Source organism: Desulforamulus hydrothermalis Lam5 = DSM 18033 (assembly GCF_000315365.1).
GTDB classification, from domain to species: domain Bacteria; phylum Bacillota; class Desulfotomaculia; order Desulfotomaculales; family Desulfotomaculaceae; genus Desulfotomaculum; species Desulfotomaculum hydrothermale.
Window position 1 is genome coordinate 58454 of the sequence record NZ_CAOS01000012.1, and the last position, 15343, is coordinate 73796.

At 48.9% G+C, this 15343-nt stretch carries 15 protein-coding genes; 10 read left to right on the forward strand and 5 right to left on the reverse strand.

Features of this window, described 5'->3' with window-relative positions; genetic code table 11:
* The first annotated feature begins 81 nt into the window (after positions 1-81).
* Positions 82-339 carry a TM1266 family iron-only hydrogenase system putative regulator gene (locus DESHY_RS09630; protein WP_008412338.1) on the forward strand — a complete coding sequence of 86 codons (258 nt, stop codon included), beginning with the start codon at positions 82-84 and terminating at the stop codon, positions 337-339.
* Positions 340-406: 67 nt separating this feature from the next.
* Positions 407-715, forward strand: coding sequence for a carboxymuconolactone decarboxylase family protein (locus DESHY_RS09635; RefSeq protein WP_048818048.1), 309 nt, complete (start codon positions 407-409; stop codon positions 713-715).
* 68 nt (positions 716-783) lie between these two features.
* Here DESHY_RS09635 and DESHY_RS09640 read toward each other — a convergent pair whose 3' ends face one another.
* From DESHY_RS09640 to DESHY_RS09655, 4 genes are all read right to left on the reverse strand, one after another.
* On the reverse strand, positions 784-2040 hold the full coding sequence (locus tag DESHY_RS09640) for a cation:dicarboxylate symporter family transporter (protein WP_008412341.1): 1257 nt from the start codon (positions 2038-2040) through the stop codon (positions 784-786).
* 201 nt (positions 2041-2241) lie between these two features.
* On the reverse strand, positions 2242-4365 hold the full coding sequence (gene cooS / locus DESHY_RS09645; RefSeq protein ID WP_008412343.1) for an anaerobic carbon-monoxide dehydrogenase catalytic subunit: 2124 nt from the start codon (positions 4363-4365) through the stop codon (positions 2242-2244).
* Between the two features lie 255 nt (positions 4366-4620).
* Positions 4621-5301 carry a Crp/Fnr family transcriptional regulator gene (locus DESHY_RS09650; protein ID WP_008412345.1) on the reverse strand — a complete coding sequence of 227 codons (681 nt, stop codon included), beginning with the start codon at positions 5299-5301 and terminating at the stop codon, positions 4621-4623.
* Positions 5302-5315: 14 nt separating this feature from the next.
* Positions 5316-6071 carry a class I SAM-dependent methyltransferase gene (locus DESHY_RS09655; RefSeq protein WP_008412347.1) on the reverse strand — a complete coding sequence of 252 codons (756 nt, stop codon included), beginning with the start codon at positions 6069-6071 and terminating at the stop codon, positions 5316-5318.
* A 157-nt stretch (positions 6072-6228) separates the two neighbouring features.
* Here DESHY_RS09655 and DESHY_RS09660 point away from each other — a divergent pair, with 157 nt between their 5' ends.
* The gene (locus DESHY_RS09660; RefSeq protein WP_008412348.1) at positions 6229-7419 is read left to right on the forward strand and encodes a BsuPI-related putative proteinase inhibitor; all 1191 of its coding nucleotides are present in this window, start codon (positions 6229-6231) and stop codon (positions 7417-7419) included.
* A gap of 164 nt (positions 7420-7583) precedes the next feature.
* Here the strand turns inward: DESHY_RS09660 and DESHY_RS09665 are convergent, their stop codons facing one another.
* Positions 7584-7808: an FmdB family zinc ribbon protein gene (locus tag DESHY_RS09665; protein ID WP_048818049.1), complete on the reverse strand. Its 225-nt coding sequence runs from the start codon at positions 7806-7808 to the stop codon at positions 7584-7586.
* 218 nt (positions 7809-8026) lie between these two features.
* On the opposite strand from DESHY_RS09665, the gene DESHY_RS09670 reads away from it, so the two are divergent.
* The 7 genes from DESHY_RS09670 to DESHY_RS09700 all read left to right on the forward strand — a co-directional run bounded on the left by DESHY_RS09670 (position 8027) and on the right by DESHY_RS09700 (position 15337).
* Positions 8027-9610, forward strand: a complete 1584-nt coding sequence (locus DESHY_RS09670; protein ID WP_008412350.1) for an MBL fold metallo-hydrolase RNA specificity domain-containing protein — start codon at positions 8027-8029, stop codon at positions 9608-9610.
* Between the two features lie 14 nt (positions 9611-9624).
* Positions 9625-10446 (forward strand): peptidoglycan editing factor PgeF, encoded by an 822-nt coding sequence (gene pgeF, locus DESHY_RS09675; RefSeq protein WP_008412352.1) that lies wholly within the window; start codon positions 9625-9627, stop codon positions 10444-10446.
* Between the two features lie 24 nt (positions 10447-10470).
* A complete protein-coding gene (locus tag DESHY_RS09680) occupies positions 10471-11169 on the forward strand; it encodes a response regulator (protein ID WP_008412354.1) in 699 nt (232 codons plus the stop codon).
* 2 nt (positions 11170-11171) lie between these two features.
* Entirely contained in the window at positions 11172-12533 is a 1362-nt protein-coding gene (gene pnpS / locus DESHY_RS09685; protein ID WP_008412355.1) for a two-component system histidine kinase PnpS, read from the forward strand.
* A gap of 277 nt (positions 12534-12810) precedes the next feature.
* On the forward strand, positions 12811-13566 hold the full coding sequence (gene pstB, locus DESHY_RS09690) for a phosphate ABC transporter ATP-binding protein PstB (RefSeq protein ID WP_008412356.1): 756 nt from the start codon (positions 12811-12813) through the stop codon (positions 13564-13566).
* Between the two features lie 28 nt (positions 13567-13594).
* Positions 13595-14251, forward strand: coding sequence for a phosphate signaling complex protein PhoU (phoU, locus tag DESHY_RS09695; protein ID WP_008412358.1), 657 nt, complete (start codon positions 13595-13597; stop codon positions 14249-14251).
* Positions 14252-14341: 90 nt separating this feature from the next.
* Complete coding sequence (locus tag DESHY_RS09700; RefSeq protein ID WP_008412361.1) at positions 14342-15337, forward strand: biotin/lipoyl attachment domain-containing protein; 996 nt, start codon at positions 14342-14344, stop codon at positions 15335-15337.
* The last annotated feature ends 6 nt before the right edge of the window (positions 15338-15343 follow it).

Below are 15343 nucleotides of genomic sequence, written 5' to 3' on the forward strand. Positions count from 1 at the left end.
TGTAAGTTTTGGCAAACAGGTTTTGGCTTATAAATATCTAAATAATTAGTAAACTTTTAAGATAACAGGGGGGGTTGCTGCATGGAAAACAGTGTCGGTGGCGTAGTTATTGTGGTGGAAGATCGTGAAAAGCTGGCTCCTAAAGTAAATGCCGTTTTAACGGAGTACGGTGATCTTATTGTGGGACGGGTAGGACTGCCCTACCGGGAAAAGAACAAATACGTCATTACTATTGTTGTAGACGGCGATGTAGCCGTGGTTAATGAAATGGTTGCCAAATTGGAAGGGCTGGGCGAAATTCAAGTCAAGCTGGCTCTTAGCGGGGTATGTAATCCATAGGGTTGATGAAAAGAGGTGTTGTTTGGCTAACACCTCTTTTCGTTCCTGCCGGAAGGGAAGGTGGAAAATGGATTTAACTAAAATTCTGCAAAGGTTACAAGAGGAAAAACCTGCTGTGGCTGCTGCCATAGGTGATTTGCGACAAGCTGTGCTGATGAATTCTTCGCTGGATGATAAAACTGCTAACCTGATAGCCGTTGGAATAGCTACCGCTTTACGCAATCCGGATGCGTTGCGGGGGCATTTAAAGCTGGCCCGGGCTGCCGGCGCCAACCGCGATGAGGCAATTGGTGCGGTGCTCATGGCTATCCCTGGCGGCGGGGTGCCGGCTGCTCTGGCTGCCCTGCCGGAAGTCTGGGAACTTTATGATGCATAGCAGTTTTTGCATGCTGACAAAGGGTTAAGGTTGGCAACACTGTAAAATTGCCCTTGGCAAACCATGCTTTAGGCAGCGGATTTTAATTGCTGCCGGGCCAGATCCGGCTTTAATTGTCCCTCCCACTTGGTTATTACCAAGGACGCCACACTGTTTCCTACCACATTCACCACTGTTCTGGCCATATCAAGAACCCTGTCAATGCCTGCAATAAAGGCAAGTCCTTCGAGCGGGATGCCCACTGAGCCAAGAGTAGCCAATAACACCACAAAGGAGACTCCGGGGACACCGGCAATGCCTTTAGAGGTAACCATCAACACCAAAGTCAAAGTAATTTGAGCGCTCAAAGGCATCTCAATGCCATACATTTGAGCAATAAACAGCGCTGCAATGGCCTGGTAAAGGGTACTGCCGTCCAGGTTAAAAGAATACCCTGTCGGTATAACAAATGAAGTAATTGCCTTTGGGCAGCCTAACCGTTCCATTTTTTCCATTATTCTAGGCAGTACAGTTTCACTGCTGGCGGTTGAATAGGCTAAAAGCAATTCCTCTTTCAGGTAACGCAGCAGTGAAAAAATGTTTACCCCGGCATATCCAGACACAGTGCCGAGTACCATAACAAGGAACAAAAACATGGTGACATAAACTGTGATTGCCAGCTTGCCAAGGGGTATCAAAGAAGCGACACCAAATTTAGATACAGTGGTTCCGATTAAGGCAAATACGCCGATGGGCGCAAACCTCATGATCATATTGGTTACTACGAACATGGTTTCGGCTACAACCTGAAAAAAATGCAGTACCGGTTTTCCTTTGTCGCCCAGGTGGGATAAACCTAATCCAAATATAACAGAGAAAAATATAATAGCCAGCATGTCGCCTTTAGCCATAGCGTCTATTACATTGACAGGTATAATGTTAACCAAGGTATCAACCAGACTATGGCTTTGGGCTGCTTCGGTTGTTGCTACATATTTGCTGATATCGCTTTTAGACAGCCGGCTCATGTCAACACCCAAGCCGGGCTGAACCAGATTTGCCGCCAACAGACCAAATATAATTGCAATTGTCGTAATTACTTCAAAATACAGTATTGTTTTGCCGCCCAGTCTTCCCAGTTTTTTAACATCACCCACTCCGGCCACGCCAACTATCAATGTTGACATAACAATAGGAACCACGATCATCTTTATCAAGCGGATAAACATGTCACCCAGTGGTTTAAGGTAAGTGTTTACGGCGGGGCTGCCATAAAAAAGAGCACCAATAATGATGCCTGCAATTAAGCCCAATAAAATTTGAAAAACCAGACCGTATTTCTTCACTTGTTACCTCCTGATAATAAATTTTGCTAAATTAAAATTGCCTATCGACTAATTTCGACAAATTATTATTTATTCGACATGGTATGACGATTTTCCTACTTTAGCAATTGGTAATATATGCAAAAAACAACCCGTATCACTTTAATGGTGGTACGGGTTAAAAGTATTAATTATTGCGAGGGGAGTCATTTCCTGTGGGGATTAAGGGTTGGGAAGGTTAGCTGCCAGGCCCAGTGCGGCTCTCTTCTTTTCAATATGTTCAATATAAATATCAGCTGCTTTTTCGGCATCCAGCTCGATCATCACTTTACCTAACCCCAGGGTTTCGGTGGTTTCGGTAAGGGTTTTCACCACAACCTCGCTGCCGGTTACCGAGGGTACGGGGGCCACATGAACCAGCCAGCCCATGGCTACCGCCGTGCAGGCGTCAGCCACAGCTTTTTGCTCCAGGTATTCGGGAGCACCGATGACCAACGGCAGGGCATTGGTGTCTACGTCCAGGGCATCAGCCAGCTCCATGGCGGTGTGGGTCATCTTGCCTATGTCCACGCAGGCACCGTAGGACAACACCGGCGGAATACCCAGTGCCCGGCATACCTGTCTCAAACCGTTGCCGGCTTCCTGGGCTGCTTCCGGCCGGCACAGGCCGGTATATTCAAATACTGCTGATACACAGCCGCCGGATAACACCAAAACATCCCTTTCAATGAGGGCTTTGGCCAACTTAAAGGCGTTGCTGCCGCCCTGGCCGTACCTGGCAGTGGTGCAGCCCACCAGTGTGGCGATGCCGCGAATGTTGCCGCTGGCGATTTGATCAATTAAAGGCTGCCAGCTGCCGCCCAGGGCTTTTTTAACCGATTCAGTGGAAAAGCCCACCATGCAATCACTGACGTGCGGTGGCACATAAACGTTGCGGTTTTCTGTTTTTCTCTTTTGGAAAAATTGAATGGCACGTTCCAGACATTCCGCCGCCTGTTTTCTCATTTGTTCCGGCTTAAAATCCAGGGCTTCCGTATCAGGGAAGCGGATAACCGGATCAACGCTTAGCAATTTGGTACCGAAACGTTCAGCAAACAACGGCAGGGTAGGAACAGTGCAGTTATAATCAAACATGAACAAATCCACACAACCGGTGGCCAGCAGGTATTCTTCTGACAGCCATTCGCCTTCCTGCCCGGCCAGGGCGGGCATCTGCCGGGACCCGGAGTAATTGATCAGCTGCTGGCCTTCACAAACATGCCCCAATACTTGAATGCCCGCCGCACCGGCTGCCCGGGCTTTTTGCTGCCATTCTTCGGTGGACGCCAGGTCTATGACGACATGGGCCAGTAAAGGCATGTGACCGTTGGTAACAATGTTTACTTTGGCGGGGTCCAACAGCCCCATGTTCATCTTTCTGTGACTTATTTCCTGGGTACCGATAAGGATTTCTTGTAAGATATCCAGAGCCCACAAGCCCTGAAATTCATTGGCTACTCCCAGACGCACACAGGTCAGCAGAAAATCCACCGGGTCGGCACCCAGGTTGGTCATGCATTTGGTCTGGGCAAAACCCACCTCGGAAAAGGCGCCGCCGGGAAACAGTCCCAGTTTCCGCCACAGCTCTTTACGGCGGGCCGGGGCAAAGGCTTCCACCAATTTGGATGCTTGGTAATGGGGCCGGTGGATATCTTCAATAAAGAAGTCAGCAAATTCAACTGCCAGCTGCTCAATGGGTTTATTGGCATCCATGCCCAGGAACTCAGCATATTTTTTGAGCTTTTCCGGTTCCCGGATTTTCAAACCGCTGTCCGGTTGTGCTGCGGCGGCACGCAGGGTGCGGGCTGCCTGTAAGGCGTGGTAGCAGTTAGCTGCAGTACCGATGGTGGTGTGGCGGTAGGTAAAGTTGCGGGCCACCATCACATGGGCATCTACGCCGCAAACGCCCCGTTGAGACTTTTTGCTAATCCGGCAGGGGCCGTTGGCACAGAGTTGGCAAGACAGGCCGGGTGCACAAAAATTACATTGGGGCTGTTGCTCGGCGAAACGGTCAAAAACGTTGGTTAAACCTTGATTGTGCACTACCTGATACATTTCCCGCATAGCCGGGTCAACAATAACGTTCAGCGGATAACCTTCTTTTGATTGGTCATCTTTTTTAATGTGTTCCCGCTGCCAGCGGTACAGTTCTTCGCCCCGGGGCGACGGTTCAAATTGCCGGTAATCATATGGTACGTCTGTCTTGTTGCGATCCTGGTGGGCACCGGGGTCATTGGTATCAGCCAGGTGGGTGGGATCGCTGTTGTGAATCAGGGTATCATAGTTTTTATTGTTTTGATCCGACATAAGGTCCCTCCTTCCAATATCTGTTCAGGATTATTTCCCGAACAAAAACATTTATGTATAAAAATAAAAAACATCGTGAATTGATCACGATGCCAGAGTGTCGACAAAACCTTATCGGTGGTTTATGACCCCCTTTGGCTCCGGTCTACGCACCGACAGCAATATGATTCGCTGCGGTCGCCCTTGGGGTCGCCTAAACGGGCCAGCCTGGGCTCCGGGCTATATGCACCGAAGCACCACCGGTTGGATGCCTGGTTATCTTAGTAAGTCCTCCAGCTTTTTTTTGTCCACAATAACAATTCGCTGCCGGTCCACCTCAATGGCGCCGCTTCGCTTAAAACTGCTTAACATGCGGTTGACGGTTTCCCGGGTGCTGCCGGTGAGATTGGCCAGTTCTTGATTGGTAAGGTTAAAGTTAATGTAAATACCGCCGGGTTTGGTTATGCCATGGTCTTCCGCCATTTTGATCAGGGTAAAGGCAAGACGCCGGGCTGTATCGTGCAGAGCCAGGTGCATCACTTTTTCCTGAGCTGCCCGCAGGCGTCTTGACATGATGCGCAGCATGGCTACAGCCATACCGGGGTTTTGGCTGATTAATCGCTCAATATCCTGGTTGCGCAGTATACCGACAACGCAATCTTCTTGTACTTCGGCAGTGGCAGGATAATCGCCGCCGTCAAACAATACCACCTCGGCAAAGACCTCGCCGGGGTTGACAAAATGCAAGATATGTTCCCGACCGTCTTCTGACCGCCTGGTCAGTTTAATTAAGCCTGATTTTAAAATATAGAGAGCTTCCCCCGGTTCGCCTTCCATGAAAATAATGCGCCCTTTTTGATAGCTGCGTTCCAGCAGCAGGCGGGAGATTTCCAGCAACTGATTGTCCGGCAAACCATAAAATAACGGTATCCGTAATAAATACTTAATGTTTTCCAACTATCCATCCCCTGTCAGTATAAATTGCAGTATCTTTTGCGGCAGGCTTGGATAACTGTGGCTTGGCTGTCCCAGCTATGAGGTTTGCGGTTAAACCCGCCATATACATGTACATCTTCAAAGCCGGCGTCACGCAAAAAGCCTTCCAACTGTTCCCTGGTTAAAGGACGCAGGGGAACCTGGCCGCTCCCTAAACTGTGGCTGTTGCCGTTGTTGCCGTTTTGCAACAGGGTGGTTGTGAAATCCAGCAAACCATCCGGCCGGAAATCATACCGGCGGGTAAAAACAATACCTGCCTGTTTGTTGATAATATCCGGTAATTGTGTAACATTGCCTTTAAGTATACGGTCGTAGTTTACTGTTTGTAAAATTAAAGTGCCGCCGTGATAAAGGCGTTCTTTCATCTGCAACAGGGCCGTCAGAATATCGTGGTCGTTAAGCAAGTGAACTATTGAATTACCGATGCAAATAACGGCATCAAACTTGCCCTCGATATCTTCCAGGTTCCTCATATCACCGGTGCGAAAATCAACAGTCAGACCTTCCTTGCGAGCTTTTTCACGGGCCAGTTTGACCATGTCAGGCTCATAATCCACGCCCACCACACTGATCCCCCATTTGGCAAATGCCAGTGCGTAATTACCTGAACCACAGGCTACGTCAAGCACCCGGTTAACCCCCAAATCACTGAAAAGCTGGCGAAAAAAATTTAACTGTGCTTCTCCCGCCGGAAAAATATAATCATAGTATTGGCTCAGTTCTTTATACATTTTTCACCTCTCCGCTGCTTCCTACCGGTTGTTTTTATTGTAATTGAAGGAGAAAAATATCGCAATGCGGAGCAAGACAAATAAATAAAAAGTTAACCTACCTGTTCCTTCCTTCATAAAATGACACAAAGGATTTTTTGAAAGGAAGGGACAAAGAATGGCGGTATATATTGTTCAACCAGGGGATACCCTTGCTCAAATAGCTGCCAGATTCAACACTACCGTGGCAGAACTGCAGCGCTTAAATAATCTGGCTAACCCTAACTTGATTTTGGTTGGCCAGCAATTAACCGTACCGGACACTGCAACACCGGCTGGGACACCTGCCCCGACACCGTCGGAAACCGACCAGGAAACCATCCGGGTTACCCGTCAATACAGCGGCATTATTCGTACGCTGGTAGGAGGAAGGCCTTATACTGCCAGACTGGTGGATGGGCTTCTTTATATTTTGTTACTGGATCAGCAGGTTTATCGTCCGGGACAGGAGGTAAGAATTACCTTAAACAAAGTTAACGTCAGCAACCGGACCATCACGCTGCGCTATAATACTGGGCAACGATTTGAACTGGTGGTGCGCCGGGCAGCGGATAATGCAGAGGTTTGGCGTTACTCCCGGGGGCGCTTGTTTATTCAGCAAAGTGCCGTCGTTACAATCAGGCCAAACCAAACTGCCATCTACCGTTATGTCTGGGATCAAAGAGATGACGCAGGCAGACAGGTTAGACCCGGGGATTATGTTTTAGAGGCTTTCAATGTGGCCCGTGGCTTGCAAAACACAGCCATAAGAATCAGGTTAAGGATCCGGGAAGGTGATGTAATGCCTACCCCAACCCCTACACCGCCCTTTGAGTGCACCGGAGCAAACCTGCTGCAAAATGCAAATTTTGAAAGCTGGCTCAGCGCTACCCGGCCCCGAAACTGGAATGCCGCCAATGTACGCCGTTCGGAAGTTGCTTTTACCGGCCGGTTTGCGGTGGAAATGGGCAATCTGCCGGACGAACCGGCCACCTTAGCACAGGTAATCCCCATTGTTGGCGGCAGCAACAACCGGGTTAGCTTCCGGGTGGCGGAAGATGTGGAAGGTTCCCGGATGGGCAACTTTAGTTTCGGTGTGCAGGTGTTTTTCCGCAACCGAAGCGGCACGGTGGTTGGGGTAGCACCTCAAGGCCCCTTTTCGCCGGCCTTGATAGAAGATGAAGTTTATGAATTATTCAGCTTTACCACCGGGCGGGTACCTGCCACAGCGGTAACGGCCGAGTTGCGCTTTACCTTTAACCCCCGCACCGGCAACCAAAGCCGTATCCGGATTGACAGTGCCGAGTTCCGCTGTTTGAGTTTGTCTTAAACAGCCCGCTTTATCAACAATAATATAAATGCAACCCGTATCAGTTACGGGTTGCATCAGAGTGTCGACAAACATTACCGGTGGTTTATGATCCCCTTTGGCTCCGGTCTACCGGTACCTTTATCCTTAAGCCAAGGCGGCCCCTGTCCGGACGGGGCCGCCTTTTAATGCCGGCAGGCGCTGCAGTTACTGGAAGTACAGCTTTTGCAGCTATCGCCCCGGCTGCCATACAGGGCACCGGGGTTGTTAACCGTAAAACCTGACATTACCCGGACGGGAGAGGGGGACTGGCAGACAGGGCATATTAGGTTTTGGCCGGTTTCCCCCAGACGGCAAAGTTTTTGAAACTTATGCCGGCATTTACTGCAGCGGAATTCGTATATAGGCATTAACCGCTACACCTCCATTAGTTAAAAGTTTTACCCGTTATTAGTTAAAACCACCCTTTGGGAATTGTCAAGGTCTGTTAGACAAGACGAAGAATCGGGTTATATTATTGTTAAAGGTTAATCGGCAGTTGCAAGGTAAAGAATTTTGTTGAAAATAAAGGTTTTTAGTACAATTGCAAGAAATAGTAATGCAAATGCTTGAACGGGGAGGGAGTATAATGTACATACAATTTTTGGGGGCTGCTGAAACCGTTACCGGCTCTTGTTTTTTGGTGGATACCGGATTAACCCGGTTGCTGGTAGATTGCGGGCTGTTTCAGGGCAGCAAGGAAATAAAAGAGCGAAATTACCGTAATTTCCCTATTGCTCCGTCCAGTGTGGATTATGTGCTGTTAACGCATGCTCATATTGACCATAGCGGGCTGTTGCCCAAGCTTATTAAGCATGGGTTTAAGGGGCGGGTAATTGCCACCTCAGCCACGGTAGATTTGTGTGAGATACTATTGCCCGATTGCGGTCACATACAAGAAATGGAAGTAGAAAGAAAGAACCGTAAATACCGCCGCCAGGGGCGTAAGCTGATTGAGCCCATATATACCGCAGAGGACGGTGCCAATGCTTTAAAGTATTTTGAACGGGTAAATTACAACGGCCTTATTCCGATCAGCCCTGATGTAAAAGTCTGCTTTCGCGATGCCGGGCATATCCTGGGCTCCTCCATGATTGAAATGTGGGTAAAAGAGGCCGACGGCAAAGAAACCAAACTGGTTTTTTCCGGCGACATTGGCAATACCGATCAGCCCTTTATCAAAGATCCTACATTCATTGCCGAGGCTGATTATGTCATCATGGAAGCCACCTATGGCAACCGTCTGCACCGGCATGCGGATAACAAACTGGAACTGTTGCAGCAGGCAATCGTTGACACTTATAGCAAAGGCGGTAAGCTGATTATCCCGGCTTTTGCCGCCGGCCGCACGCAAGATATTCTTTACAGCATTAACGAATTGCGCATGCAAGGGGCTATCCCGGAAATGCCTATTTATATTGACAGCCCTATGGCCATCAAAGCCACCGAGATTTTTCGCAATAACTGTGATATTTGTGATCAAGAAACCCAGGAACTAATTGCGCAGGGTTGCAACCCGCTGGAAATGGCTAATATCAGAACCACATTATCCATGGAAGAGTCCAGAGAATTAAACTTTCTGAAAGGCTCGGCCATCATAATATCGGCCAGTGGCATGTGTGACGCCGGAAGGATTAAACACCACCTGCGCCACAACCTGTGGCGCCCGGAATGCACTGTTTTGTTTGTCGGGTACCAGGCGGAAGGAACCCTGGGGCGGCGTATTCTGTCGGGAGAAAAAACCGTCCGCATTCACGGGGAAGAAGTGGCTGTCCGGGCAGAAATTCGCAGTATTGACGGTTTTTCAGCCCATGCTGACCAACCGGCCCTGCTCAACTGGATTAAAAACTTTAATAATATAAAACAGGTATTTATTGTGCACGGGGAAGCCAAGGCAGCCGGTGCTCTGGAAAACTTAATTAAAGAATCGGGCATTAATGCGGTTGTGCCCCGCTGGTTAGAAAAGGTGGATTTAACTCCTCCCGTGCCTCAGCAGGCACCGCAAATTTTGGTGGACACCTGGCAGGGTATTGCCGAGAAAATGCAGCGTGTGCTGCAAGGACAATTACCCGTTGCAAAATACTCTGTCTTGCTGCGGCAATTGGCTGAGTTGGAGGTACAAATGCATGAAATACTCCAGGATGAGACAGCCGAGTCCCAACAACTGGCCTAAGCCGGAGGTGTTGTATGCCGGGGATATGTATTCAACATAAAGGGGATTTAACATTTGTTACCTTTGCTGCCTTTAACCGCAGCGGCCGGATTACCCACGGTTTTACCACCCGCCGGGGCGGCTTCAGTGCTCCTCCTTATGACAGTTTAAATATGGCCCTGCATGTGGGAGACCGGCCGGACCTGGCGCGGGCAAACCGTGCGGCGGCCTGTACCGCCATTGGCATCAACCCGTTACATCTGGTGGCGGCAGAACAGGTTCATGGCAGCAGGGTGGAGGTGGTGGATCTAAAGCACCGGGGCAGAGGTGCCCTGGACTATGCCACGTCCATCCCGGCCACGGATGCCCTGATTACCAATATTGCCGGTTTGCCGTTAGCCAGTTTTTACGCTGATTGTGTACCCATTTTGTTGTACGACCCGGTGCGCACCTGTATCGGCTTAGCCCACGCCGGATGGCGGGGTACCGTACAGAGGATTGCTTCTGCAACGGTTGCTAAAATGACAGCCGTATACGGCTGTCGACCGGTTGATATTTTAGCTGCTATCGGTCCCTCCATCGGGCCCTGTTGCTATCAGGTTGACCTTCCGGTGCAGCAGGCTCTGGCCAAAGAATTTTCTTACTGGCCCGAACTGCTTAAACCGCTGGGGCCGCATCACTGGCTGCTGGATTTATGGGAAACCAACCGGCGAGTTTTATTGGACGCAGGGGTACCGGCGGAACATATAACCGTGGCCGGTTTATGCACAGCCTGCCGCACGGATTGTTTTTTTTCCTATCGCCGGGAGCAAGGGAAAACCGGCCGTATGGCGTCTTTAATCATGATAAAGGAATGAGCAAACCAAAGGAGTGCAAAGTCCTTGCCCAAAATACTGATTGTTGACGACGAACAGCCCATTCGGGAACTGGTAAAATTTAATTTGGAGCGAGAGGGTTTTCAAGTGCTGCAGGCCGGGGATGGCAACGCCGCCGTGGCTCTGGCCCGGAGTGAAAGCCCGGATCTGATTGTTCTTGATGTTATGTTGCCGGGACAGGATGGATTAGCTGTTTGCCGCAGTTTGCACCAGGATCCCGCCACCCGCTCTATCCCCATCATTATGCTCAGTGCGCGAGGGGAGGAATTAGATAAAGTGCTGGGGCTGGAAATGGGAGCGGACGACTATATAACCAAGCCGTTCAGCCCCCGGGAACTGGTGGCCAGGGTGAAAGCCCGGCTGCGCCGTCAGACTGCGGAAAACCAGATTAACGAAGATGCCGGCAGGATTACAGCGGGAAAACTGATAATTGATCAAGAACGCTTTATTGTTTCTTATAACGGCATCAAACAGGATCTTACACCCAAGGAATTTGAATTGCTGCGTTATCTGGCCCGCAATCCGGGCAAGGTATTTACCCGGGACTTTTTGCTGGAACAAATTTGGGGGTATGATTTTGCCGGCGACTCAAGGACGGTGGATGTCCACATTCGTCATATTCGCCAGAAGTTGGAACAAATTTCCGGGGCTCCTCAATTTATTGAAACCGTACGGGGAGTAGGTTACCGCTTTAAGGAGGCCTGAGGATGCTAAAGGGCATTCGGCAGCGGGCAATTGGCAGCTATGTTTTCCTGTTTAGTGTTTTTATGGTGTTAACTTTTCTCAGATCTCTGGGCGTTGTGGATTTGCTGACGGTGCTGCTGGGGTCCTTCTGGGCTACAGTGGTGATGGCCTGGCTTACCAACCGGCGCCTGATTTCCCCGGTGGAACAAATTACTTCTGTGGCTCAGGAAATGGCCGGCGGTTTTTTAGATGCTGAAATCCGGGTTAAAGGAGAAGAGGAACTGGACGACCTGGCCTGGAGCATTAACTACATGGCCCGGGAACTGAGAAAAAATCTAACCGTTATCACTGAAGAACGAAACCGCGCCCGGGCAATTTTAAACAGTATGGCTGACGGTGTAATTGCCCTGGACAAGGATGGCCGAGTGATTCTGGTCAACCCGGTGGTAGAAAGTATTTTTAATGTAAAAGAAGAAGAATGGATAGGCAATCAATTAATAAAGGTAATTCGCAACCATGAATTGGAACAACTTTTTATCCGGGCCCTCAACAGTATGCAGCCGGTGTTGAATAACGAATTGCAGGTGCTGACGCCCGAACCGCGACTGTTCCGAGTAGAAATTTCGCCGCTGAAAGGTAACCAGGAGGAAAAAATGGGCGTGGTTGGCCTGTTGACAGATGTTACTGAGCGGCGAAAATTAGAAAGAATGCGATCTGAGTTTGTCGCCAATGTTTCCCATGAATTAAGAACCCCCCTGACTTCAATTAACGGTTTTGTGGAAACTCTGCTGGATGGAGCCGTGGAAGACCCCGCTACCGCTAAAAACTTCCTGTCTATTATTAATGCTGAGGGCAAGCGCCTGGCTAATTTGATTGATGATTTACTAAAATTGTCCCGTCTGGAAGACCGGCGCAGCAAGCTTAATAAGCAACCGGTGGATCTGACTGAAGTGATTGACAATACGGTAAAAATGTTTGCGCCCAGGGCCTGGGAAAAGAATATCGAATTGACCGGGGAACTGCCGCAGGAGATGCCGCCGGTGCCTGGCGATCAGGGATTTTTATCACAGGTAATGATTAACCTGGTGGATAACGCCATTAAATATACCTTGCCGGGCGGCAAGGTTAAGATAAAAGTAAACTTTAGCCGGGATGAAGTGACCGTATCCGTTGCCGATACAGGCATCGGCATCCCGCCGGAAAGCCTGCCCCGGGTGTTTGAAAGGTTTTACCGGGTGGATAAGGCCAGGAGCAGGGAAATGGGCGGTACCGGGTTGGGTCTGTCTATTTCAAAACATATTGTGGAGGCCCACGGCGGGAAGATATGGGCAACAAGCGATGAAGCGGGAAGTATTTTCAGCTTCTCCCTGCCCTTGCAAGAATAATTAAAGCATGCAAACTCTAAATAAAGGTTGCAAAAAACAAGTTGAGGCGGTTTTATAATTCCCTGCCGGCCACTGGCCAAAGCAACGGCTACAACAATGTGTTTAGGGACACTCTGGCATTTTAATTAATTAACATTATTTTAACATTGCAGCAATAGATGCATAACATGAGGTTGATACACTTTGATAAGTGTGTATGGGGTGAGAAATGAGATGTTTTTCATTATTCTCACCTTTAAACTTTCCCTTTACCATTTTTAAAGCGGGAGGTAACGCTGTGGCGTACAAGATAACAGTCAGAGATCTTAACCTGTTTTACCGTGACTTGCAGGCATTATCCAATATTAACCTTGATATAGAAGAAAAAAAAGTAACAGCGCTGATTGGTCCTTCGGGATGCGGCAAGTCTACTTTTCTCAGAACCTTAAACCGCATGAACGATCTCATTGAAGGAGTACGGGTAGAGGGAAAGGTGATGCTGGACGGGCAGGACCTCTATGGCCCGGATATAGATGTGGTGGCGCTGCGCAAAAGAGTTGGCATGGTTTTTCAGCGTCCTAACCCTTTTCCCATGACAGTATATGATAATATAGCTTATGGTCCCCGGATTCACGGTCAAAAGGATCGTCGTATCCTGGATCAAATTGTAGAAAAAAGTCTTAAGGCCGCTGCCCTTTGGGATGAGGTGAAAGACCGGTTGCACAAGACGGCTTTGGGATTATCCGGCGGCCAGCAGCAGCGTCTTTGTATTGCCAGGCTGTTAGCGGTGGAACCCGAAGTGCTGTTAATGGATGAACCCACCTCTGCCCTGGACCCCATTTCCACCCTCAAGGTGGAAGAGTTGATTCGGGAGTTAAAAAACCAGTACACCATTGTAATTGTTACTCACAATATGCAGCAGGCGGCCCGGGTTTCCGACAGCACAGCATTCTTCCTAAACGGTGAGTTGATTGAATTTGGCAATACCGAACTTATTTTCACCGGTCCCCGAGACAAGCGAACGGAGGATTACATTACCGGGCGTTTTGGATAAAAAACTACTTTAAGGGGGTACTTCAGCCTTGACCACCCGACAGTCCTTTGACAAAGCATTGGCAGAATTACAACAGGATGTCTTGCGTATGGCCAGTGTGGTGGAGAAATCCATTTATAACGCTGTTAAATCCCTGGCCACCCAGGATCCGGTTTTAGCCGGGGAAGTCATTGAAGGGGACGATATTGTTGATGAGCAGCGTTATCAGATTGAAGATAAAATCATTAAAATTATAGCTACCCAGCAACCTATGGCGAAGGATTTACGAATTCTCATTACAGGCCTTCGTATTGTTATGAGCTTAGAGCGAATGGCAGATCATTCGGTGGATATTGCCAGAGTGACCATGTGCCTGGCCGATCAAAAGCTGATTAAGCCCCTGGTGGGCATTACCGCTATGGCCAAACTGGCTCAGCAGATGGTTAAGGACGGCTTGGATGCCTATGTTCACAATGATCCGGACAAAGCAAGAGAAATGTGTCAAGCTGATGACGAGGTTGACCATATTTATCACCAAACTTTTAAACACCTGGTTGCTTATATGAAGCGGGATCCCTCAACCATTGGCCAGGCGACTTACCTGTTGTTTGTGGCCAGGTTTTTGGAACGTATTGCGGATCATGCCACCAATATCGGAGAAGCAGTAGTTTACCAGGTAACCGGCGAACGGCTGGAACTGAATTAGCACAGGCAGAAAAAAACGCCCTAAAGGGCGTTTTTTTTACGAAGGAATTTAACAATTGACTGTCGAAAACCTTTTACTGGAAGAACAAGGGTGGTGGTGAAGACGGAAGGATCAGGCATCAAGCATAAAGCTGGACGCCACCGCAAGGTAAGGGTGGTTAACGGGAATCGTTTCCTCTGTTTTGTGTTAATTTGTTTTATAATTGCAGCCATGGGTTGGTTGTTTGCCAGCAGCGCAAAGTCTTTTATCTATAAACAATTGATTACGGTTGATGTACTGCAACCGGGGGTTGTGGAGCAAGATTATGCCGCTGAGGGAATTTTAATAAAACAGGAATATTTAGTAAAGGCTCCCCTTAAAGGAAATATGAAATTTTTGGTGGCTGATGGCGAACGGGTGAAAGCAGGGACGAGCTTTGGCGAGCTGGCGGCTTCTGATATCGATGCTGTCTCGGGTGTCAAACGCTATGCGGTTAAAGCGCCGGTCAGCGGGGTGGTGTGCCGTCATGTGGATGGCTGGGAAACGGTTTTGCTGCCGGGTAATCTTGATGTTGTGGAAATACCCGCACTGGATAAAATAAAAAGTGACCTGCCTGAAGAAACCAAGTCCCTGGTTGAGCACGGACAACCTGTGGCAAAAGTTATTGATAACCTGGCACCGATATATGTTTACGCTTTGTTTTCCCTAAATGATGTAAAGCAAATCCAGCAGCAAAAGGATACGGTCCTGAAGCTGAAATGGGCCGGTCAGGTTGTTGAGGCCCGGGTTGATAAAGTTTTTTTAGGGGAACAACCGGCTGTTTTATTTATTGTCAAGAACTACCCGGATGAAATTCTCCATTATCGCAAAATTAAATTCCACATTACCACAGCCATACTGAAGGGTATTTTGATTGATGAAAAGTCCCTGGTGCAAAGGGATAACCGGTACGGTATTTACCTGGCTTGGAAAGGATTTGTTCGCTGGCTGCCGGTGGAAGTAACCGGGCGCCTTGAGGGGCGGGTGGCAATCCGGGGAACAGATATTCAACCCGGCATCAGATATGTGGTAAATCCTGCCTTTGCCAGGGAAGGAGACAAGCTTTAGATAAGG